This is a genomic window from Yersinia alsatica, assembly GCF_025133195.1.
In the GTDB taxonomy this organism is placed as follows: Bacteria; Pseudomonadota; Gammaproteobacteria; order Enterobacterales; family Enterobacteriaceae; genus Yersinia; species Yersinia alsatica.
This window is the reverse complement of sequence record NZ_CP104006.1, coordinates 4,223,470-4,245,004: the sequence shown is the minus strand read 5'-3', so window position 1 is coordinate 4,245,004 and position 21,535 is coordinate 4,223,470. Positions and strand designations below refer to the sequence as shown.

Sequence of the window (21,535 nt, the reverse complement as noted above, 5' to 3'; positions counted from 1 at the left end):
AGCAAGCGAGCCAGAAAGCATACGTATTGCCTGAGCCATAGATTCATCACAGGGCAACTGGCCCTAAAGTCTGATTTATTAAGCAATGCAGTTAATCAAGACAGTACAGCCAGTCCATTTTTACCTAGAATGCTCATTAACTCGCCAGCGTTGCAAGCGAATGGACATTGTCTGGAATAAGATACTTCCAGAGTCTATCGAGTAAAACGGAAGCGCTTTCACTATTATTTAGGGTAAAACAGCCTGTCTGATGTTGCTGCCACCAGGATTCACACTCCAGCCTTTCAAGTTCTTGATTGCGAGGAACCAGTAACAATGAAAGTACCGGTCGCTTTTGCTGCAAACGCAGGGAATCATGATAAATATGTGCGGATGCCATTTCTTCAAGAATGCGCTTTCCTCGTGAAGTATATTTACTGTCCAGGCAGATGAACTGCGTTGTACCTGATGTGGTGATTTCCAGTATCAAATCGGGTCTACGCATGGAGCTAATGGAATGGGGCATATCGTCGTTTATTGACGGTCTTTTTAATAAAGCGGGAAACGACTTTTGGCTATGCAGTTTAATGCTCTGGCCATTATGTTTTGCCCGGAATGTAAGTCTTCCGGCGTATTGCGACAGTTTCCATTTTATGTCGGGAAGTTTACGTTTTAGCCCTTCCGCTAACGCGACAAAACACCACGCCTCGTAGACATCCCAGCTTGGTATCAGATAATGGTTTTCATCACGGGACAAGCCGGATATACCTTCACGAAGTAATCTGACTCCCATGCGCCAAGTCAGTTGGTAGTGAGGGTGTCCGGCAATGGCATCGAAATCCAGACCATTCGACTGTTTTGGGTCAGCAGCGAAAAAGGGCATCTGTTCGACGGTGTAACGCAACTGCTTCTTTGCAGCTATCAGATAGTCAATCCTCCGTTCCAGCCGATCGTTGATATTGGTTCGTGTATCGGAGATTTCCTTAACGTTAGCCTTTTGTATGTTCTTTAGAGTGGTGAGCACCTGGGTTACCCGGCGGTCAATAAGCTGCAACTGGTATTTTAATTGACGGTTGGCAGGAGTATCCCAGGTGATATCGGAATGTGTGGCCCTTACCTGTAACTGATTGATATCATTATCGGAGCATCGCGACTCCGCAGAGCTCCCAGTCAGCAGATCTGCATACCGGACAAGTTGTTGCACTACTGAAGGTGTAATCTGTTTCAGTCTGCCCAGTGGATATTGTTTCGTCTGTTGTTGATATCCGTAAACAGGGTGATGAAGAACGGCGTTCAATCCCTGTTCATAACGTGGGAAAAACTGCTTTATACGTGCATAACGTAGCCAGACCCCCGCATAGCGCGACATTCCCCCTAATTGATGTTGAGCAGGTTCACTGCCTGCAATTCTTAAACTGTCAAAGGCGATTATATCCTGGAGGAATTGCTGCCACGCTTCTTTGCCACTTTTTAGCGGATCATTGCTCACGTCCACACGCCAGCTCACAGTGGTACCTCTATCATCCAGCACCAACTCTAGATCCACTTCTCCTGCATAGAAATTAGGGTGCCAGATCCAGTAACCGGAAATCTTCTGCAAGCAGGCGTCATCAGCGTATAGTTGAGCATTCTGCAATTCCTGAGGGCACTCGATCAGGTATCTGCGCAACTCCGAGAATCCTGTTACCGGCTGGTTTGCCTGATCCAGCATTGCGCAGTGATCTGAATTGATGTTTTCTTCTAGCCAAACTCTCAGTTTCATATTAGCGCCAGAACCTCATCATGCCCGCATTTTCCAAATCAGCAGTTAACGAGGCTATTTTGCGTGCGCAGCGTATCAGGCGGAATGCTTCACATGATGAATGACATTCTGCCAGCAACTGCCGTAGACGGTCGCTATCTGACCCGCGAAGCTTGGGCAGAACGCGGGCATAGATCACGTCATCCAAGGTGTTTTCTAGCCTAAATGAGTCAGACTGACGAGCGAGTGAAACATAGCTAAGTACATCTTCAATGGTACGCCAGCCGAAGTGTAATCGTTCAGGTTGTAAGTGCCCTAAGAGTGCCTCTAAGACTCTGCGAACATGGCTCTGTTCATCATTGGTCAATCCGTACTTAGTCCAACTAGGGAAGTCATCTAGATTGATATCCCAGAACTCCATTGTCCACGCCCTGTCGAGGACTTTATCCGACAGGCCATGAGTCGTTTCATCCATGTTAAGAGTACCTATAAAAGCTACATTAGAAGGGTAACGCATACGAGCAGGCACACCATCGAACATGTCACCTTCACTATGTAGCATCAACGGTGAACCAGACTCCATTGCTGAAAGGAATGGTGCGAAGTAATGCTCCGGATGGGAGAGGTTCATTTCATCCAGGATGATCACAAACGGTTTGTCGGGGGTATTGGCTGCCTCAAGTAAGAAGTTCAGCAACGGGGTCCGTGTATAACTTTCTGGACGTAGCGGGTTGATATAGCCTAATAGGGGCGACGGATCGTACCAGCCTGGCAAGACCGCCTGAATGAACCAGGTTTTTTTATCATCATCAAAGGTAGAACCAGAATGATGAGAACCTAATGCCTGAGCATACCTTAGTGCGAGTTGTGTCTTTCCTGATCCCGAGAGACCGGCGAGTATCGCGAAGTGTCGTTGTTTATTTGACCAAAGACCTAAATGAAGTTGTTCAACCTGCCAGAGTTGAAAAGCACTATCTTTGACGACGTCGTTAACAATTGCACTTATATCGAGGGCATACACATCAAATTCAGCAGAAACACCATCCGGTTGTAAGTCCGTTTCAATAACCGGGACTTGTGGCAGGTATTCAGGCTGCCAGGTAATCCGGTTCGACCACACATTACCTTCTTCGGTCAGATTGTAAGCTTTCTGGTCATCCTTTTTGACTAAACCAAGTTGAATAAGCCAACTGAGTATTGAACGGGGTACGGTCTCAGATGTCCATCCTGCATGCACTTTTCTGAGTAAAGCCAGCAGTTGTATAAAACTTTTACTCTCGTCACGCATGGCAAGTAGCACATGATCTACCCCGAGAATATGGGTGATCATCACTGGGATTAGCTCCTGCGGATCTTGGGTTCTGAGAAAAGCTGCTCCGCGTGAGGATAGGGTAAATTGGTCTCCGTCTTTTTCAATAACGAAGAATTCATTACTGAGTATGCTGATGATGGTGCTTAAGGTGCTGTTTTTTGAATCAGGAAACTCTTCCTGGAGAAAATCGATTAAATCGTTTCGTGTCTTAGGCGTTTCCAGAAAATAAAGTACACTTTTTATCGTGCTAATACCTCCGGTCAGTGAGGTCAACCCTTTACGACGCTGTTCTGCTGGTCGGTGCTGTAAGATGATATCACCCGATTTACCCAGTTCCTCTGATTGCTCTGGATTTTCACTCTGGCGTATGGATCTTAATGCTAACCACGGCAATGCCATACGTGCTGCAACCGCCGTCATATCTTCTCCGGTTTTCCCCAGCAGGTCATTCATGTGATCTGTAAGCGCCAGTTGCAACCTAGTTGCCGTAAAGTCAGTACTGCCAAACCAAACTCGCGCAATGTCATATGCCGGTGTAAAGCTACTCAGCGTTGTGAATTTACGTGGCCATAGAGCAGCGAGAGTTCGCATGGTCAATAAATAGGGTGTCGTAGTAGTAAACTGCCGGATGCGTATCAGTAACTCTTGATAAAAATTATGCAGCCAAAGCGCGCACGTTTCCGTGTCTTTATTCTCCAGCTTTTCCATAGATTGTTCCGCCACCCAAAGGCGAAATGGCTCATCAGCGATGGCTTTACTCACATCAATCGCTCCCTGTGCGGCGTTGCTGACAGGGTTTTGAGTCCACAGGCGCTGATGAAATTCAACAGATGAACGAGTCTCAAGATCTGCATTGTGAACTTCAACAATAAATTTATGGAGGTTATTCAACCACAAAGGGCTTTCAGCCCAAGGGTCAATGGTATTCAGGAGTTTTTTTAAATTTTCTGCATGAGTGTAATCAGTGCGCATGATGATGTCCTTGCTGTAAGCGATCAATGCGTATAAGCCATTGGCTATAAAATATAAACATGTTTATATCAGTACTGGCAGGAGAACGCAGAGTTAATGGCCACGTTTTCTTCAAAAACTCATCAGTATAAGCTTTCTCATCAAGTTCTATTCTCGAACGCGTTTCTGTAACACAAGCTGAATCACCGGCATCCCAGCACGATTTTAGCTTCTGAATATTTTCCGCCGATTCCTGAGCCATATTTTTACGGATATTCTGCTAACAACCCGTATTTCCATTACATTCTTTATATTTCTCAGTGTATTTCTACGGACTACCCTGACTCAGATGGCTATTCTCCACCACATTCTTCCTGGCCTATGCCCTGGCAATGGCACTACCCGTACCGCGCTATCCCCGGAGATGTCACCGGATCGTCCAGCGGCCAGAGAGCTCAGGTTAACAATAACCTGCTTCTGTGAGGTCTTTGGTATTGATATTCGGGTACAGACTGTTTTTGATGTAGATGGCGGCCAGATCATCGCTTAAAGCTCCGATACCACCGGCGGCGTTGTTGCCTTGTAAATGAGAAGGCACCGCACCCAGCACCGCATGCGCATCAATACGTGCCGCTCCATTATCGTCACCGACCACATCTTTAATTAACTGCGCCAGATACGCGGCTGATGCACCGGCCAATGCTTTGGTCCTATCGCCCACGCCAACCCTTGCAGGGCCGCAATGGCGACTTGCGCAATATTCTGGTAGGTACCTACAATGTTGTAATCCTTCATGACATCTTTGTAGGTTTGCGGCGCTTCTTTCTCTCTGTCAAATATTGGGGGGCGTTATTGTTCCCAGCCAGCACCAAGTTCCCCATGCTACTACCGCAGGTACTGATCCGTATAAAAACAGTGCGCTGTTGGTGTTGTTCGTCCTGCAAAAGTGACGGTTTTTTGTGATCACCTCGCGATTTTATCGCAATTATACTTGTATGGTAGTATGTGAGTTGAGTAAGTTCTATACATCGCAAAAGAGATGTAAGGAACAAAAAATGAAGATTGTAGCGGCTGAAGTCTTTGTCACCTGTCCAGGACGTAACTTCGTCACTCTGAAGATTACGACCGAAGATGGCATTACCGGTTTAGGTGACGCGACTTTGAATGGGCGTGAACTGTCTGTTGCGTCGTATCTAAAAGATCATCTATGTCCTCAGCTTATCGGGCGTGATGCGCACCGTATCGAAGATATCTGGCAGTTCTTTTACAAAGGTGCTTACTGGCGTCGTGGACCTGTCACCATGTCGGCGATTTCTGCTGTCGATATGGCGCTGTGGGATATCAAAGCGAAAGCAGCCAATATGCCACTGTATCAATTACTGGGTGGTGCATCCCGTGAGGGAGTGATGGTTTATTGCCATACCACCGGCCATAGCGTTGACGATGTGCTGGAAGATTATGCACGTCATAAAGAGATGGGTTTCAAGGCTATTCGGGTGCAGTGCGGCGTACCGGGCATGAAAACGACTTACGGTATGTCGAAGGGAAAAGGACTGGCTTACGAACCTGCAACCAAAGGGCAGTGGCCGGAAGAGCAACTGTGGTCAACTGAGAAATACCTCGATTTTACGCCAAAACTGTTTGAAGCCGTGCGCAACAAATTCGGTTTTAATGAGCATCTTCTGCACGACATGCATCACCGCCTGACGCCTATTGAAGCCGCGCGTTTTGGCAAGAGCATTGAGGACTACCGGCTGTTCTGGATGGAAGATCCCACGCCTGCTGAAAACCAGGAGTGCTTCCGCCTGATCCGTCAACATACCGTCACACCCATTGCAGTCGGTGAAGTTTTTAACAGCATATGGGATTGTAAACAGTTGATTGAAGAACAACTGATCGACTACATCCGCACCACCATTACCCACGCCGGCGGTATCACAGGAATGCGCCGCATTGCTGACTTCGCTTCGTTATATCAGGTTCGTACAGGCTCGCATGGTCCGTCTGACCTCTCTCCAGTTTGCATGGCTGCTGCGCTGCACTTTGACTTGTGGGTACCCAATTTCGGCGTTCAGGAATACATGGGATATTCGGAGCAAATGCTGGAAGTCTTCCCGCACAACTGGACGTTTGATAACGGCTATATGCATCCCGGGGATAAGCCAGGCCTCGGTATTGAGTTCGATGAAAAACTGGCGGCGAAATATCCGTATGAACCCGCCCATTTACCGGTTGCCCGTCTGGAAGATGGCACGCTGTGGAACTGGTAATCAACGATTCAGTAGTGAATACAGGAAAATAAACATGGACTTCATTAACGATCATTTCATGATCGACAATGAAGTCGGTGTTCGGCTGTATCAGGACGTCGCGAAAGATCTGCCGATCATCGATTATCATTGTCATCTCGAAGCAAAAGATATTTACGAAAATAAATCATTTGAAGATATTACCCAGCTCTGGCTGGCGGGCGACCATTATAAATGGCGGGCAATGCGTGCTAATGGCATCAATGAACACTTTATTACTGGAGACGCCAGCGCAGAAGATAAATTCCGTGCCTGGGCCGAAACCGTGGAGGCCGCATTCGGTAATCCGCTTTATCACTGGACGCACTTAGAGCTGAACAAATATTTTGGCTGCAATATGAATCTCGATAGCCAGAATTGGCGTGAGGTTATGGCGCACTGTAACCAGCTCATTAAACACAGTGATTTTAAACCGCGTCGTCTCATGGAACGGTCAAACGTCGAGGTTATTTGTACGACTGACGCACCGCTGGATTCTCTGGAATATCATCGTTTGTTACAGCAGGATCAAACCTTTGCCATTAAGGTTTTACCGACATTTCGCCCCGATGATGTTTTTAATGAAAAAGCGGCTGAGTTTGCACTCTTTATTACAAAACTCGCTCAGTTAACTGAGACCAGAATAGATACCTTTAATCAATTTGCTGATGCGATTGGTAAACGTATTGACTGGTTCCATAAAGTGGGCTGCCGTATTTCCGACCATGGCCCGGTGAGTATTCAATATAAGGCTTGTTCGCCAGAAGATGCGAACCATCTCTTTTCTCGTAAGGCCGAGGGGCAATCCCTGACTGATGAGGAAGAAATACAGCTCAACAGTGCCATTTTCATCATGCTCTCCGCGCACTACAAAGCTAGAAACTGGGCGATGCAGATTCATTTTGGCGCTATTCGTAATAACAACAGCCGAATGCGTCAGCAAGTGGGAATTAATGCCGGTTTTGATTCGATCAACGATCAATTGCACTTGGCATCATCCCTCAATCAATTGTTGGATGCGATGGTACAAGCAAACGCGTTACCGAAAACCATCCTTTATAACCTCAATGCCAGTTATAACGACGTTGTTGCGACAACTATCGCTAATTTCCAGAGTGCCGAGCACGGAGTGAAATCTCCGATGCAGTTTGGTTCGGGCTGGTGGTTTAACGACACACGTCGGGGTATGGAAAGTCAGCTCAATAGTCTTGCTGACCAGGGATTACTCATGCATTTCGTTGGCATGCTGACGGATTCCCGCAGTTTCGTTTCTTATACCCGACACGATTATTTTCGCAGGATCCTTTGCAACCTTATTGGCGGGTGGGTTGAGAAAGGTGAAGTACCAAATAATAAAGAAGTTCTGACGCGAATGATCAGAAACATTTGTCACGCTAACGCTAATAACTATTTCAACTTCTAATACTCTCCCTGTGAGGATAGAACATGACTCGTACCAACCGCAAAATTACCATTCCGGTCAGTATTGGATATGGTCTGACGGATATTATGGGTGGCGGCGCATTTACCGTTATTGGCGCCTGGTTACTTTTCTTTTATACCACCTTTGTGGGCTTATCTCCGGTCGAGGCGGCGTCAATTGTCGCGATTGCGAGGATCGTCGATGCCATTGTTAGTTTATTTATGGGATCTTTTACTGACCACTTTTATAAAAATGCATTAGGTAAAAGGTTTGGCAGAAGGCGCTTCTTTTTACTTATCGGCGCGCCATTAATGTTGGTTTATATTCTGCTGTGGGTAACTGGAATGAGTTTCTGGTTTTACCTTACGGTATATCTGGCATTCGAAATCATTGCCGCGGTAGTGTTAATTCCATGGGAAACGCTGCCCTCAGAAATGACGAAGGATTTTAATTCCCGAACCAAACTCTCGACGTGCCGCATGTTCCTCTCTGCATCAGGTACATTTCTGGCCACTTTTATTCCTGGTCTATTAATTGGCCATTTTGGTGAGCACGATCCTAATGCCTATTTTATTAATGGCGTAGTTTTTGCGGTCCTATTCATGCTGTGTGTGTTTATTTCTTGGAAAGTGACATGGGAGCGCGATTTAACCCCAGAAATGTTGCAAGAACTGGAACGCAGCAATCAGCCGACAACATTCAGCGAAAAATTAGTCATGGTTGGCGGGCTGTTTAAGGAATATGGATCGACATTAAAGGTTCGCGCATTCAGAAAACATCTGGCCATTTATCTGTTTTCCTTTACTGCAAAAGATGTCTACAACACGGTGTTTGTTTTCTTCTGTGTTTACTGCCTGAATGTTTCTTCATCACTGGCCGGTACGTTGTTGTCGATGAGTATTGTTGGTCTGCCGGTCACTTTGTTAGCTGGGGTGGCGATCATTAAATACGGTCCTTCGCGCCTATATGTTTTCGCATACACATTGATGATGTTGTGTCTGGCCGGCTTGTTCATGGTTTATCAGTTCCCGATGGGGAACAAAGTTACCGTGCTGCTGATTCTGGCAGCCCTGTATCAGGTTGGTCGCTGTGTGCTGGAGTTCACTCCGTGGAATGTGTTTCCTTTCATTCCGGATATTGACGAGATGATCACTCGCCAGCGTCGCGAAGGTTTGTTTGCTGCGGTGATGACTTTCTCGCGTAAAACGACGGTTGCCATCGCCACCTTTATTGTGGGGCTGATGCTACAGAACGGTGGGTTTGAGAAGGGGAGTCTGGTGCAGCCTGAGCAGGCGATCAATACCATCGCGACGTTATTGTTTGCTGGAACCGCAGGTTTACTGCTGCTGGCACTATGGCAGGCGGTTACATTCCACTTGAACAAACGCACGCATAAAATCTTTGTTGATGAGGTGGATCGTTTGAAAGCTCATGGCCTGAAGCAGGATGTGGAGCCAGAGACTCGCCGAATTGTTGAAGACTTAACCGGGTATTCTTATGACGCACTGTGGTGCGACGCGGATGATACGGTGGCCAAAGCAACCAAGTCGGCGACAACATTAAGTTAATACCGCGACACCTCTATGTAGGGGTGTCGCATAACTTAATAATGATGACGAAAAGCTTCGTTCAAAAACTATATAGGCGCTTCCTTAAAGACGTCCTGATTTTATTATAAAGTAGGTCATACAATGCAAAATAAGCTCTTAACGGCAAAGGCTACACTTCCTGGCTATGATCGCACTAAGCTGGTTCCACGTATGGTTCATCTTGGTTTTGGTGCGTTTCACCGTGCTCACCAAGGAGTGTATACCGATATTTTGGCTACCGAGCACAACAGTGACTGGGGCTATTGCGAAGTTAACCTGATCGGCGGCGAACAGCAGATTGCCGATCTGAAGCAGCAGGATAACCTCTACACCGTAGCGGAAATGTCAGCGGATACCTGGACGGCAAGAGTGGTTGGCGTGGTGAGAAATGCGCTACATGCAAAGGTTGATGGACTGGAGTCGGTATTGAACGCGCTGCGTGAACCACAGGTCGCTATTGTTTCGCTGACAATTACGGAGAAGGGATACTGTCATTCTCCGGCAACCGGTCAACTCATGCTGGATCACCCGATGATCACCGCCGATCTACAGAACCGCAAGCAGCCAAAAACCGCACTCGGCGTGGTGGTTGAAGCGCTGGCTCGCCGTAAAGTAGCGGGTTTACCGGCATTTACTGTGATGTCCTGCGACAACATGCCTGAAAACGGCCATGTGGTACGCAATGTGATCACCGCTTATGCTCGTGCCGTTGATGCTGATCTGGCCACATGGATTGAGCAGAATGTCACCTTCCCCTCCACGATGGTTGACCGTATTGTGCCAGCCGTAACGGCAGACACGCTGGATAAAATTGAGCAACTGACCGGCGTACGTGATCCTGCCGGGGTGGCGTGCGAGCCATTCCGTCAGTGGGTGATTGAAGATAATTTTGTTGCTGGTCGCCCTGAGTGGGAAAAGGCGGGCGCAGAGCTGGTCGCTGATGTCATTCCTTTTGAAGAGATGAAATTGCGTATGCTCAACGGAAGCCACTCCTTCCTGGCATATCTGGGCTATTTGGCGGGTTATCAACATATTAACGACTGTATGGGTGACGAAAATTATCGTCTTACCGCGCGTGCACTGATGCTGCAAGAACAAGCGCCGACACTGAAAGTGCGAGGTGTGGATCTTGCGCGTTACGCCGATCTGCTGATTGAACGTTACAGTAACCCGGCACTGCGTCATCGTACCTGGCAGATCGCCATGGACGGTAGCCAAAAACTTCCTCAGCGCATGTTGGATTCCATTCGCTGGCATTTAGCACATAACAGCAGTTTCGAGTTACTGGCGCTGGGTGTGGCAGGCTGGATGCGTTATGTCGGCGGGGTAGATGAACAAGGCAATGCGATTGAAGTCAGTGATCCTCTGCTGCCAGTGATCCAAAAAGCGGTACAAGAAAGTAAAGAAGGTGAAAATCGCGTTCAGGCACTGCTGGATATTGATGCCATCTTTGGCAATGAACTCCCGCAGGTTGAGCAGTTTACGAAGAGAGTGAAAGAGGCGTATCTGTCGCTTCTGGCAGATGGCGCAAAAGCTACTGTTGCAAAACATGCCGCAAAGCTGAAATAAACAGGCGATGAATACCGCTTTTGGGCGGTATTCACATCATTCTTCACTAAACCAGTCGCTATTTTCCTGACGAATCAACTGTACAGACTCACCAATCTCTTGCAGATGTATCGTCATCGCGCGTTCTACTGCATCACCATCATGCTTTTCAAGGGCAGTAAAAATCTCCAGATGTTGACGTAGCAGCATTTCTGGCGGTGAAATATGATCCAAGCTCATATAACGGACTCGGTCAATTGTCGCCTTAATGTTTTCAACGGTATCCCACGCTAGCTGGCAATCAGCAATAATCGCCAGTTGCTGGTGAAAATCATCATCGAGCTCGAAGAAATCATTAATCTGCTTATGGTCGATGGCAACGCGCTGCTGGTTAAGATTCTGTTCCAGTTGGTAGCATTGGCTGTCGGTTATCATCGATGCTGCACGACGAACAACCGCGCATTCAATTGCCTGGCGTACAAAACAGCCGTTACGCACCTGCGATAACGAAATTTTGTTCACATAGCTGCCGCGCTGGGGGCGAATTTGGATCAGACCGTTCTCCGCCAGTTTGATAAACGCTTCACGAACCGGCTGGCGAGAAACATTAAAACGGACAGAAACCTCTTTTTCAGAAAGCGGCGTGCCCGGCGCAATAAGGCAATGCACAATGTCTCGACGAAGAATTCGATAAATTTGCTGATTTACGGGCTGTGTAGGATTGAGCTGCGTTTCGACGGTCATTCATTCTTACTGTTTAGTGAGTTAACGCTGTGATTCTACCACTCTTTTGCCGGAACAGGGCGGCCTGATGGCCGCAAATCGAAAACCTGATTTATTCCGGCCGGGTTACCGCCACTTCTCGGGCAAAATATAGATGATTTAACACTCTATTTTCTTCAAGGTATTGCTTCATGCTGCCCCGTAAAAATATCGCCACTCTTTTGTCGTCTTATGTCTGAAAAACTTTTATTATCATATTGTTAATTTATAAATTAGCCTATATGACGCCAGCTTCTCCTACCTTTATGCGTAGCCAATCCAGTCTATTCGCTTGTGACAAGCCCTAAAAATCGGGGCCAATAATCCTATAATTATTAGCCCCGGAGTCATGTCAGTCAGATTTTACCCTTCATTAATTGCCGACTTTGATTGCCGAAGTCTACGTACCACTCGTAGGAGTGGCGGCAGAATCAACACCGCCACCGCTAGGATTAGTAAGCTTTTGGCGATGGGGCTCGACCACAAAATATCGTAGCTTCCATTGCTAATGGACAGTGCGCGGCGCAAGTTCTGCTCCAGCATTTCTCCCAAGACAAAGCCTAAAATCAGCGGGGACATGGGGAAATTCATTTTTCTGAGCAGATAGCCGAAGATACCCAACCCCACCATCAGCATCAGGTCGAAAGTGGTGCTGTGGACGGCATAAACCCCTACCGCAGAGACGGCGGCAATGGCGGGTACCAGGAACCATAACGGAATAGTTAGCATGCGGGTGAAGAAACCAACCAGAGGCAGGTTCATCAGCAGTAATATGACGTTGGCTATCAACAGAGAGGCAATTAACCCCCAGACAATATCCGGTTGCTCGGTGAACATCGCCGGCCCTGGCGTGATGTTATACAGGGTCAATGCGCCCATCATTACCGCTGTGGTGCCTGAGCCAGGAACGCCCAGAGTCAGCATCGGAATAAAAGACCCACAGGCAGATGCATTATTCGCCGCTTCAGGTGCGGCAACACCGCGAATATCGCCTTTACCAAAGCTATCACTGTTGCCACTGATGCGTTTTTCGGTCATGTAGGTCAGTGCACTGGCGATAGTGGCTCCGGCACCCGGCAAAATCCCGACAAAGAAACCGATGACTGAAGATCGCAGTGTTGGCCCAACACATTCAGCCGCTTCTTTACGGTTGAACATCAGACGACCGGTTTTACGCACCAGCTTCTGGCCGGTGCTGGTACTTTCCAGCATCAACAAGATTTCACTGACCGAGAACAAGCCGATTACCACCACGATAAATTGGATCCCATCCGAGAGATGGACACTATCAAATGTGAAGCGGTAAACGCCGGTGTTTGCATCAACACCCACAGTTGCCAGCCCCAATCCGATTAAGGCGGCAAGCAGTGATTTTAAGGGGTTTTGGCTCATCATGCTGCCAAGGCAGGCGATGGCGAAGACCATCAGCGCGAAATACTCTGATGGCCCGAAGGCCAGTGACCACTGTGCCAATAGCGGTGCGAACAGAATAATCCCACCAATAGCCAAGATTGAACCAACAAATGAGCTAACTGCTGAAATAGATAGCGCCACCCCGGCACGACCTTGCTGCGCCATCGGATAACCATCGAGGGCGGTCATGATGGCGGCAGCATCACCGGGAACGTTCAGTAATATGGATGAGATACGCCCGCCATATTCACAACCGATATAAACCGTGGCCAGCAAGATCAGTGCAGACTCTGCGGGGAGTTTTAGAGCAAAAGCGAGTGGCAGCAAAATAGCTACGCCGTTGATCGGCCCCAGTCCTGGGAGTAAGCCAACAATGGTACCGATAAAGCAGCCTATCAGGGCAATCATCAGGTTTTGCGGTGTTAATGCCACCTCAAATCCTTGCGATAAATACATCCAAGTTTCCATCACAGCCTCGTTAGTTCAGCCAAACGCCAAGCGGCAAGGTGACATCAAGTAAATAGTCAAAGGCGTAGAATAATGACGTGCCCAGAACCACGCCGGACAGCGCAGCGACCCATATTTTTGCCTCAAATAACAATGCGATGCTGAATGTTAGTAGGGCGGTCGCCAGCGGAAATCCAAGTGACTCAAACCCCCAGGCATAGAGCACCAGCGTTATCACCATCACTAACAAGCGCTGCAATACTTTGGCGTGCGGCCAGGCAATCACATCTGGTTTACGTAGCAGCAAAAGCAGCGCGCAGAGTGTCATTAACGCCAGAATGGCCATGGGGAAAGGACGCGGCCCTAGCGGCTCGTAGCTATATTCGCTTTGAATTCCCCAGCCGATAAATAAGCCGCTGATGCAAAGCAGTATCCAGATACTGGCAAAAATACGATCGCTCATCATCTTGCTCCTTAATTATTTGGCCAACCCGAATGCTTTGGCTTGCTCACGATATTGTTCAATCTGTTTTTTGACATAAACATCCAGCTCTTTGCCGGTTAGGTTGAACTCAAATAAGCCACGTAATTCACGTTGTTTTTTGAACTCGTCAGTTTGTACCAGAGTGTTAAAGGTATCCGTCCACCACTGATATTCGGCATCACTAACCTTCGGCCCCAGATAGAAGCCACGAATAATCGGCCACACTAAATTGAAGCCTTGTTCTTTAGCGGTCGGAATATTAGCGAGTTGACCGGGCAGGCGTTGTTCTGCATAAACGGCCAATACCCGTAATTTGTCGCCTGCCAGATAGGGCACCATTTCACTTAAATCCCCAGATACTGCCTGAATATGGTTGCCTAACAATGCGGTAACCGGTTCGCCGCCACCCTCAAAGGCCACATAGCGCATTTTATGGGGATCGACACCGACCTCGCGGGCCAGTAACGCCGTTTTCATCCAGTCCTGGCTGCCAATTGAGGCACCGGCCCCGAAAACCACACTATTAGGGTCCTGTTTAAAGGCATCCATCAGATCTTTTAGTGTTTTATAGGGAGAGTCAGCCCGCACGGCAATCATGCCGTAGTCAGTACCGATGGCCGCCAGCCACTTCACATCGTCAGGGCTATAACGGCCAAATTTATTTTGTGCCAGATTCAGTAAGGAACCGCCGGAGAAGGCGACCACTGTGCCGAATTCTGCTGGGCGCTGCGCCACAATGGCGTTATAGGCTACCGCGCCAACACCACCCGGCATGTAAGTCACCCGCATTGGGCGGTCAATCGCTTTAGTCTCTTGCAGGGAAACCTGAATCAATTTACAGGTAAGGTCAAAGCCGCCACCGGGTTTGGCAGGCGCAATACATTCTGTTCGGTTAGGTGCATCGATGGCCTGTGCCATTTGTGCCGTCAGGAGCAGAACCGAGGCGGCTAAGGTGCGGGTAATTATTCTTTTCATATTATTCCCTTATTATTTTCTTCTAAATTGTGAGCCTTCCCGCGATTGCGAGGTTGCTGAATTGTTAATAGATTAACCTTTCAGTTACCTTTCAATGGGAAGGAAAAAGTGCAGGATGTGATATGCGTCTCTTGTTGGTAGAAGATCACCCCGAGTTATCTCACTGGTTACAAAAAGCATTGACTCATGCGGGCTTCGCTGTGGATGTGGCAAATGATGGTGTTGCTGCCGATCATTTGCTGCAAAACGAAAATTACGCACTGGTGGTATTGGATGTGGCATTGCCACGCCTGAATGGGTTAGACCTGCTGGCACGGCTACGTAAGCGTGGGCAAACGCTGCCGGTGTTGCTGCTAACTGCCAGAACGGAAGTGGCAGACCGGGTAAAAGGGCTGAACTTGGGGGCCGATGACTATTTGACGAAACCGTTCGAAATGGATGAATTGGAGGCGCGGATACGTGCTCTATTACGGCGTAGTGTTGGGGGAAGCGGGCAGGTGGTGCAGTTTGGTGATTTGACTTATCACGACGAAGGATACTTTCTGTTGACCAATAAGCCATTGGCGCTGACACCGCGGGAATCGGCAGTATTAACGTCACTGATGCATCGCCGGGGGAGACCGGTTGCCAAACAACAGCTATTCGAGCAAGTATTTACCTTATCCGATGATGCCAATCCAGAAAGTATTGAGCTGTATGTGCATCGGGTGCGTAAAAAGTTACATGGCAGTAATGTGTCTATTCAAACCTTACGCGGTTTAGGTTATAGCTTGGAATGCACCGATGGAGCGCTCTAATACTCTTGCGCCACGATGGCTTAAAGCCCCGCGCTCGCTGTTTCATCAATTGCTGCTGTTTTTTGGCGTACCCTTATTGATTTTAGGGGGGATTTCTATTTATACCCACTATATCAGTGCGATGAATGCCGCTACGCTCGCTTATGATCGTACCCTATTAGCCTCTGCCCGAACGGTGGCGGAGCGGTTAGTTGTCCGTCATGGGCAGCTAGAGGTTGATGTCCCTTATATTGTCCTCGACAGCTTTGAACGGAACATGAATGATCAGCTTTACTATCAGGTGATTACGCCGGAGGGGAAAAGTATTGCTGGCTACAATGATTTGCCGCCTTTCCCGCTAAATACGCCGCGCTCCCTTCTTTACCCTGCATTGGTGCATTTCTATGATGCCGAGTATCGAGGCAAACCAATACGTGTGGCCGCGCTTTATCAACCGGTTAATGAGTCCGGTGTCATGGGGATGGCGATGGTGTTGGTGGCTGAAACGCTGGCATCCCGCCATGATTTGGCACAGCAGATCATGGTCTCCGCAGTTTTGACCCAAGGTACGCTGGTGCTATTGACGCTGGTAATGGCCTATATCTTACTCAAAGGTATTCTCAAGCCATTACGTAAGCTGTCGAGCTTGATGCTGCGCCGCAGTCCCGGTGAACTAACCCCGCTCCCCAAAGTGTTGCCATGGTCAGAAATGGAACCCTTGTTATTGGCCTTTGATCGCTACATCGAGCGTTTACGGGAAATGGTGGCTCGGCAGGGGCGCTTTAGTGCCGATGCCTCTCATCAATTGCGTACACCGCTAACGGTGTTGAAAACGCAGGTAGCGGTGGCTCTGGCCAGTGACGAACCACGGCAATGGCGTGAAAGCCTATTGGCGATGCGCGGGACGCTGGATCATACCGTCTCTCTGACTGATCGGTTGTTGCAGTTATCCCGGATGAAAGTGCACGAGCGCAAGCTCCAGCCGGTTAATCTTGGCCCACTATTACGAGATGCGTGTTTCGCGCATCTTGCCCAAGCCCGCAGTAAGCAGATTGATCTGGGCTATGAGGGGGCGTCTGATTGCTGGATCGAAGGAGATGCTTTGTTGTTGACCGAACTGTGCGACAACTTGCTAGATAACGCGTTGAAATACACACCAAAGCAAGGCGTGGTGACGGTAAGGTTGGTTATCGGCAAGGAAGCAGAGTGCTGTTTGTTGGAAATAGAAGACAGCGGCCCCGGCATTGCACAAGATGAAGCTGTACAAGCACTGATGCCATTTCACCGGCTGGACAATGTGGGTGAGCAGCCCGGCGCCGGGCTGGGGTTAGCCTTGGTAAAAGACATTACGACTTACCATAAAACCCGCCCAGAGTTATTGCACAGTGAGTTACTGGGCGGTTTATTAGTTCGGATAAATTTCCGCTTGTGTGAATGATGTGAATGGCCGCAAGATTTTGACTAAATTTATTTTTATGAAAAGAAAGCTGTTTTTGTAGGACTCACTTTTTCACTATTTTACTTTGTCATCTACGACGAGTTTCTTTCATACTCTTTATTCGCGCTGTGTCAGTATAAGCTTGATTCCCAGCCCAATAAAACTCAACGAGAAACTCGCTCGCAATATTTTCATGACTTTGGGGCGGGATAATATATGACCGCGCATGAAAGAAGAAAACACGCCATATAACATAAAAATCAGCAGTGTCATTAGCATGAAAATACCGCTGAGTATCAGCATGTCATTTGTCGGGGAAGCGGTTTCAGTACTGATAAACTGTGGTAGAAATGCTAAAAAAAACAGTGACAGTTTTGGATTAAGTAGGTTGATTAAGACCGCATGAACAATAACTTTTAAAGGCGTGGCGGTTTCATTGGTACTTTCAATTTGTAATGGGCCATTTTGCTTGAGGGTTATCCATGCCATATACAGTAACCAGATAACGCCTAGGAATTTTATAATCCCAAAGGCTGCGGCGCTGGTATGAAATATAGCCGCCAGCCCAGTAATGGCCGCCAACATATGAGGAATAATACCTAGGGTACAACCTACCGCAGCAATAAGACTTTGCTTTACTCCGCTCCCCAGGCCGGTGGCAATGGTATAAAGCGCCCCAGTACCCGGCGATATAACTACAATAAGTGATGTTATCAAAAATTCGCTACTCATCTGCATGGCGTATCTCTTTACGTCATCGGGATATGTAATGCAGAGTGTCTGGTATATTTAGCTGGTGTGTCTTGAAGAAAATTGCAGGTGAGAATTACTCTCTGGCTGATAAAAAATAACCGGGAGTCATGCCAAATTGCTTCTGGAAAGCACGGGTCAAATGACTTTGGTCAGCAAACCCTGTCATTAGTGCCGTATCGATAATTGTTTTCCCACCCGACAGTAATTTCCGGGCCAGACGTATACGTGACTGAACTAAGTATGCGTGCGGTGTAATACCTAACTCATGTGAAAATGCACGTATTAGCTGAAAACGGCTGATATCACAAAGAGCAGCCAACTGACTGAGTGTGATTTTTTCCTCAGGACAATCATCAAGATATTGTTTAGCCAGTATGACAGGGGGAGTATATTTTTTGAGTGGTAACTTTGAAAAAATATGATATTGAGTGACTCGCATTAGGCTCAGAATAAAAGCCTCTTCAATCGCAGTACTGTCAGGATGAGGTGCATTTATTTTATCGAACATCGTCCTCATATGGCTACTGAGTGCCGGATCAGTGATGACAGGAGACATCAGAATATCCTGAGTTTTAGAATCATGCTGTAGTTCTTGCGCCATTACGTCAGGTTCGAAAAAAATCATATGCCATCCGCGCGGCCCCTGTAGCGGTTGTCCATCATGGATTTCTCCCGGATTAACCATAATGATGTCCCCCGCACTGGCTTGCACATTCCCCAGGTGACTCCAGGAGCGCTGTGTTCCCTGAATGACAATACCAATGCCAAATTGGTCATGTGAATGACGGGGAAACGAGTGTTCGGTCAGTAATGATATTGCATCCATTCCAGGGATTAATGGCTGATGCCGCTTTACGTGATGAATATATTTCTTCATGTATATCCCTAGGATCTAAACCCGTTTTTATGTCTTCTCTAAGATAATGGCATCCACAAACTCTGCTGCCTTTTCAGATGCTTGATGTGCCAGCTCGGCATTAAATGCTGGGCTATCTGCATCACAAAATCCGTGAGGTGCATCGAACATAACACACTGTACTAACGGCAGTTTTTCCAGCTCTTGTTGCATCAGTAGAGTATCGAATGATGGCTCGTAGCGGGCAATAATAATCAGTGCCGGGCAGGGTGGAGCAATATCGCTGTATTGACGAATACGGGATCCATAATGGCAGATAACGCCGTCGCATAAATCGCTTCTGGCAGCCAGCCACGCATGTGTAGCGCCGACGCTGTATCCCACAACCAGCAGCTTACTGTACTTTGCTCTTAATTTAGTCAGCAGTGCAACCACGCGGGTGGGATCAAAGCCAACGTTTTCTGAAAAATGGCGGTAAGCTTTATCTTGCTGCGCATAGCCGAAAGGGGTGGTATGAGGAAACAGGGCTGGGATATAGACGTCGAACCCGCGCCTTTGCCACTTATCGTGCTCGCGCCGGATATGATGATTAATGCCATAGATTTCATGCAGTATGACGACGGCATAGCGGCTGGCGTTGGGCATGAGTGGGTTAGTCGTCAGCTTTATGTGCCCAGGCAGGCATTGCCGTCAAATAGCGCTTTGCCCGTTTGCGAGCTTCTTCAGGCCCGACTTTTTGCCAGGAGTCGAGGAATTCAGCCAGACCGGAAACGGCCTCTTCCCAAGGTTTAAGATGACCTTCAGTGTCGCTGCAATATGCGCAGTATTTATCGCTCGCGCCTTGTGCATCCGCAACTGACATCGGCATACCGCAGGCTTGGCAGAACTGTTCTTGCTGTGACATATAACGCTCCTTGCGTTGTGTTTATGTCTAATAAATATACTGGTTTTGCCAAGGGTGTATGCCGTGTCAGATCAACGAATCTTATAAACGATGTATGACCATCAACCGGTATTTCCTGACCACTACTGGCCTCATTCCTCCCATCAGTGTGGTCAAATATCTTGGGCAGATTTTATGGCAGTTTTTTGTCTCTTAATTTTCGACTGTATTTCATCTTTCTGAATCATTTGGACAGCAAAATAGAGGTCAGGCACTAAAATAATCTCTTCAGTGTAATGTGACATATCGTTTTTCGTTAGCCAGAGGGATAATTCTTTGTTACGACCGGCAAGAATAAGCGTCACGCCTTTTTCCCTCAACGTCGGGATCAGCTCTTTAAGCATCGAAAATACACTGGCATCATTATATGTAAAGCAAGTGGCTGCATCGACAACTAGCCAGTGAGGTGTAATAGGAGCATTACTAATTAGCTGGGTTACGCGTTTTTTAAAATAGGTCGCATTAAAATAGGTTAATATAGAGTTGAAGCGATACATTATTAAACCATCAATAGGTTTAATATTATTTTCAGCATCAATAGAGTGAATTATTCCTTGATTATCAACACCCAGTAACTGGTCTGTTGGTTTGAATACAGTGCGAAGGAATTGCAGTAGCCCAAGAATAATGGCAAATCCGATACCGTCAATCAATCCTACGAATAACACAGCAATTAAGGTAAATAGAGTCAGGATGTAGGCTGAGCGATTCTGTACTCGCATGGAGAAAATAGCTTTAAAACTGAACATTGACCATGCGGCATAAATAAGAACCGCCCCAAGAGTTGCTAATGGAATGAAACTAAGAGCTTGCGTCAAGAATAAAAGCACCAAGGCAATCATTAAGGCAGCAACCACCGAGACCATTTGAGTTTTACCACCATTATCATCATTAACTGCAGTCCGGCTTGTTGCTGCACTGACGGCGAATCCTTGTGATAATCCGGCAACGATATTGATATAACCTAAAGCATATAACTCTTTATCAATATCGACCTCATAACCATTTTTACTGGCAAAACTTTGTACTGTCATCATAAAGCTAACAATACTGATCACGGCAAGATTGAGTGATGGGACAATAAGTTCGCGCAATAAGTTAGGGTCAAAATGCGGCATGCTTATATGTGGCAACCCTTGGCCTAAGCTACCAATAATAGCTATTCCCCTCGAGCTAAAATCTAGATATCCACTTAATAGTGTGGCGATCGTCATCACAATAAGAGGAGCTGGCCATTTCGGGCGTAGAGCTTTGAGAATAAATAGGGCCAAGAGGCTGGCAACTGAGAGTATTAATGTTAACTCATGAGTGTCTGATAATCTTTCAGGTAAGGCAATCAAGCACTTAATCAAATCTGATGGGAGTGAATTTAATCCTAAGATATTGCCAAACTGCCCGATCACGATGGTGATGGCTACGCCATTCAAAAGCCCTTGCAAAATAGGCTGAGAAAGAAAATCGGCAAAGATGGCGAGCCGAAAGCGGCCGGCAATGACGCACCAAAACCCAGTCATTATTGTCATGGCAATAGCCATTTGCCAGACAGTGTCTTGATTGCCAAGAGCAAGAGGGGCCACTGCCGCCGTAATGACGGCACAGGTCGCGGCATCTGGGCCAACGATCAATTGCCTTGATGTACCAAACAATGCATAAACAATCATGGGTAAAATGCAGGCATACAGCCCGACAACAGCATTGATCCCCATTAACTCGGCGTAAGCAATGGCGACCGGTAATGCGACAGCTGCGACTGAAAGCCCTGAACGAACATCAGATTTTAAATTTGCTTTATTATAATGAATGAACGTCGTGAGCCCAGGAATCCACCGAGTAGTCCATTTTGGTTGCATTAGATTA

Annotated in this window: 21 protein-coding genes; 6 read left to right on the top strand and 15 right to left on the bottom strand. The window is 47.4% G+C overall.

Features of this window, described 5'->3' with window-relative positions; all coding sequences use genetic code 11:
• Positions 1-136 precede the first annotated feature (136 nt).
• The 6 genes from N0H69_RS19210 to N0H69_RS22290 all read right to left on the bottom strand — a co-directional run bounded on the left by N0H69_RS19210 (position 137) and on the right by N0H69_RS22290 (position 4,778).
• Positions 137-1,741: a DUF2357 domain-containing protein gene (locus tag N0H69_RS19210; protein WP_050151491.1), complete on the bottom strand. Its 1,605-nt coding sequence runs from the start codon at positions 1,739-1,741 to the stop codon at positions 137-139.
• Position 1,742: 1 nt separating this feature from the next.
• Positions 1,743-4,004, bottom strand: a complete 2,262-nt coding sequence (locus N0H69_RS19205; RefSeq protein WP_050151489.1) for an McrB family protein — start codon at positions 4,002-4,004, stop codon at positions 1,743-1,745.
• Entirely contained in the window at positions 3,994-4,245 is a 252-nt protein-coding gene (locus N0H69_RS19200; RefSeq protein ID WP_050108811.1) for a hypothetical protein, read from the bottom strand. The genes N0H69_RS19205 and N0H69_RS19200 overlap by 11 nt, the downstream gene beginning before the upstream one ends.
• An 83-nt stretch (positions 4,246-4,328) precedes the next feature.
• Positions 4,329-4,526: a VENN motif pre-toxin domain-containing protein gene (locus N0H69_RS22295; RefSeq protein ID WP_375541925.1), complete on the bottom strand. Its 198-nt coding sequence runs from the start codon at positions 4,524-4,526 to the stop codon at positions 4,329-4,331.
• Positions 4,444-4,704 (bottom strand): hypothetical protein, encoded by a 261-nt coding sequence (locus N0H69_RS19195; protein ID WP_050151487.1) that lies wholly within the window; start codon positions 4,702-4,704, stop codon positions 4,444-4,446. Before N0H69_RS19195 ends, N0H69_RS22295 begins: the two co-directional genes overlap by 83 nt.
• Positions 4,647-4,778: a hypothetical protein gene (locus N0H69_RS22290; protein WP_375541924.1), complete on the bottom strand. Its 132-nt coding sequence runs from the start codon at positions 4,776-4,778 to the stop codon at positions 4,647-4,649. Before N0H69_RS22290 ends, N0H69_RS19195 begins: the two co-directional genes overlap by 58 nt.
• Before the next feature lie 260 nt (positions 4,779-5,038).
• Between N0H69_RS22290 and rspA the strand changes: the two genes are divergently transcribed.
• The 4 genes from rspA to N0H69_RS19175 all read left to right on the top strand — a co-directional run bounded on the left by rspA (position 5,039) and on the right by N0H69_RS19175 (position 10,852).
• A complete protein-coding gene (gene rspA / locus N0H69_RS19190; RefSeq protein ID WP_050108807.1) occupies positions 5,039-6,253 on the top strand; it encodes a starvation-sensing protein RspA in 1,215 nt (404 codons plus the stop codon).
• Between the two features lie 34 nt (positions 6,254-6,287).
• The gene (uxaC, locus tag N0H69_RS19185) at positions 6,288-7,694 is read left to right on the top strand and encodes a glucuronate isomerase (protein ID WP_050151485.1); all 1,407 of its coding nucleotides are present in this window, start codon (positions 6,288-6,290) and stop codon (positions 7,692-7,694) included.
• Positions 7,695-7,717: 23 nt separating this feature from the next.
• The gene (locus N0H69_RS19180; protein WP_050108802.1) at positions 7,718-9,262 is read left to right on the top strand and encodes an MFS transporter; all 1,545 of its coding nucleotides are present in this window, start codon (positions 7,718-7,720) and stop codon (positions 9,260-9,262) included.
• Positions 9,263-9,385: 123 nt separating this feature from the next.
• Positions 9,386-10,852: a mannitol dehydrogenase family protein gene (locus tag N0H69_RS19175; protein ID WP_050151483.1), complete on the top strand. Its 1,467-nt coding sequence runs from the start codon at positions 9,386-9,388 to the stop codon at positions 10,850-10,852.
• Between the two features lie 36 nt (positions 10,853-10,888).
• On the opposite strand, the gene N0H69_RS19170 is transcribed toward N0H69_RS19175, so the two are convergent.
• The 4 genes from N0H69_RS19170 to N0H69_RS19155 all read right to left on the bottom strand — a co-directional run bounded on the left by N0H69_RS19170 (position 10,889) and on the right by N0H69_RS19155 (position 14,912).
• Complete coding sequence (locus N0H69_RS19170) at positions 10,889-11,575, bottom strand: GntR family transcriptional regulator (protein ID WP_050151481.1); 687 nt, start codon at positions 11,573-11,575, stop codon at positions 10,889-10,891.
• A 381-nt stretch (positions 11,576-11,956) separates the two neighbouring features.
• Positions 11,957-13,474 carry a tripartite tricarboxylate transporter permease gene (locus N0H69_RS19165; RefSeq protein WP_050108796.1) on the bottom strand — a complete coding sequence of 506 codons (1,518 nt, stop codon included), beginning with the start codon at positions 13,472-13,474 and terminating at the stop codon, positions 11,957-11,959.
• A 10-nt stretch (positions 13,475-13,484) separates the two neighbouring features.
• Positions 13,485-13,916, bottom strand: a complete 432-nt coding sequence (locus N0H69_RS19160; protein WP_050108794.1) for a tripartite tricarboxylate transporter TctB family protein — start codon at positions 13,914-13,916, stop codon at positions 13,485-13,487.
• Positions 13,917-13,931: 15 nt separating this feature from the next.
• Entirely contained in the window at positions 13,932-14,912 is a 981-nt protein-coding gene (locus N0H69_RS19155; protein WP_050108792.1) for a Bug family tripartite tricarboxylate transporter substrate binding protein, read from the bottom strand.
• Positions 14,913-15,034: 122 nt separating this feature from the next.
• Here N0H69_RS19155 and tctD point away from each other — a divergent pair, with 122 nt between their 5' ends.
• Positions 15,035-15,709, top strand: a complete 675-nt coding sequence (tctD, locus tag N0H69_RS19150) for a transcriptional regulator TctD (RefSeq protein WP_050122485.1) — start codon at positions 15,035-15,037, stop codon at positions 15,707-15,709.
• Positions 15,696-17,126, top strand: a complete 1,431-nt coding sequence (locus N0H69_RS19145) for a sensor histidine kinase (protein WP_050108788.1) — start codon at positions 15,696-15,698, stop codon at positions 17,124-17,126. Before tctD ends, N0H69_RS19145 begins: the two co-directional genes overlap by 14 nt.
• A 117-nt stretch (positions 17,127-17,243) precedes the next feature.
• Here the strand turns inward: N0H69_RS19145 and N0H69_RS19140 are convergent, their stop codons facing one another.
• From N0H69_RS19140 to N0H69_RS19120, 5 genes are all read right to left on the bottom strand, one after another.
• Complete coding sequence (locus N0H69_RS19140) at positions 17,244-17,858, bottom strand: LysE family translocator (protein WP_050122550.1); 615 nt, start codon at positions 17,856-17,858, stop codon at positions 17,244-17,246.
• A gap of 94 nt (positions 17,859-17,952) precedes the next feature.
• Positions 17,953-18,756 (bottom strand): AraC family transcriptional regulator, encoded by an 804-nt coding sequence (locus N0H69_RS19135; protein WP_050151478.1) that lies wholly within the window; start codon positions 18,754-18,756, stop codon positions 17,953-17,955.
• A 27-nt stretch (positions 18,757-18,783) separates the two neighbouring features.
• Entirely contained in the window at positions 18,784-19,380 is a 597-nt protein-coding gene (locus tag N0H69_RS19130; protein ID WP_050151476.1) for a dienelactone hydrolase family protein, read from the bottom strand.
• Positions 19,381-19,387: 7 nt separating this feature from the next.
• Positions 19,388-19,597: a zinc ribbon domain-containing protein gene (locus tag N0H69_RS19125; RefSeq protein ID WP_235895946.1), complete on the bottom strand. Its 210-nt coding sequence runs from the start codon at positions 19,595-19,597 to the stop codon at positions 19,388-19,390.
• 194 nt (positions 19,598-19,791) lie between these two features.
• Positions 19,792-21,528, bottom strand: a complete 1,737-nt coding sequence (locus tag N0H69_RS19120; RefSeq protein ID WP_050151472.1) for a SulP family inorganic anion transporter — start codon at positions 21,526-21,528, stop codon at positions 19,792-19,794.
• Positions 21,529-21,535 lie beyond the last annotated feature (7 nt).

Coding starts and splice junctions, on each gene's coding strand:
- N0H69_RS19210 (WP_050151491.1), bottom strand. CDS start 1,741: ATGAAACTGAGAGTTTGGCTAGAAGAAAACATCAATTCAGATCACTGC.
- N0H69_RS19205 (WP_050151489.1), bottom strand. CDS start 4,004: ATGCGCACTGATTACACTCATGCAGAAAATTTAAAAAAACTCCTGAAT.
- N0H69_RS19200 (WP_050108811.1), bottom strand. CDS start 4,245: ATGGCTCAGGAATCGGCGGAAAATATTCAGAAGCTAAAATCGTGCTGG.
- N0H69_RS22295 (WP_375541925.1), bottom strand. CDS start 4,526: ATGATCTGGCCGCCATCTACATCAAAAACAGTCTGTACCCGAATATCA.
- N0H69_RS22290 (WP_375541924.1), bottom strand. CDS start 4,778: ATGAAGGATTACAACATTGTAGGTACCTACCAGAATATTGCGCAAGTC.
- rspA (WP_050108807.1), top strand. CDS start 5,039: ATGAAGATTGTAGCGGCTGAAGTCTTTGTCACCTGTCCAGGACGTAAC.
- uxaC (WP_050151485.1), top strand. CDS start 6,288: ATGGACTTCATTAACGATCATTTCATGATCGACAATGAAGTCGGTGTT.
- N0H69_RS19180 (WP_050108802.1), top strand. CDS start 7,718: ATGACTCGTACCAACCGCAAAATTACCATTCCGGTCAGTATTGGATAT.
- N0H69_RS19175 (WP_050151483.1), top strand. CDS start 9,386: ATGCAAAATAAGCTCTTAACGGCAAAGGCTACACTTCCTGGCTATGAT.
- N0H69_RS19170 (WP_050151481.1), bottom strand. CDS start 11,575: ATGACCGTCGAAACGCAGCTCAATCCTACACAGCCCGTAAATCAGCAA.
- N0H69_RS19165 (WP_050108796.1), bottom strand. CDS start 13,474: ATGGAAACTTGGATGTATTTATCGCAAGGATTTGAGGTGGCATTAACA.
- N0H69_RS19160 (WP_050108794.1), bottom strand. CDS start 13,916: ATGAGCGATCGTATTTTTGCCAGTATCTGGATACTGCTTTGCATCAGC.
- N0H69_RS19155 (WP_050108792.1), bottom strand. CDS start 14,912: ATGAAAAGAATAATTACCCGCACCTTAGCCGCCTCGGTTCTGCTCCTG.
- tctD (WP_050122485.1), top strand. CDS start 15,035: ATGCGTCTCTTGTTGGTAGAAGATCACCCCGAGTTATCTCACTGGTTA.
- N0H69_RS19145 (WP_050108788.1), top strand. CDS start 15,696: ATGGAGCGCTCTAATACTCTTGCGCCACGATGGCTTAAAGCCCCGCGC.
- N0H69_RS19140 (WP_050122550.1), bottom strand. CDS start 17,858: ATGAGTAGCGAATTTTTGATAACATCACTTATTGTAGTTATATCGCCG.
- N0H69_RS19135 (WP_050151478.1), bottom strand. CDS start 18,756: ATGAAGAAATATATTCATCACGTAAAGCGGCATCAGCCATTAATCCCT.
- N0H69_RS19130 (WP_050151476.1), bottom strand. CDS start 19,380: ATGCCCAACGCCAGCCGCTATGCCGTCGTCATACTGCATGAAATCTAT.
- N0H69_RS19125 (WP_235895946.1), bottom strand. CDS start 19,597: ATGTCAGTTGCGGATGCACAAGGCGCGAGCGATAAATACTGCGCATAT.
- N0H69_RS19120 (WP_050151472.1), bottom strand. CDS start 21,528: ATGCAACCAAAATGGACTACTCGGTGGATTCCTGGGCTCACGACGTTC.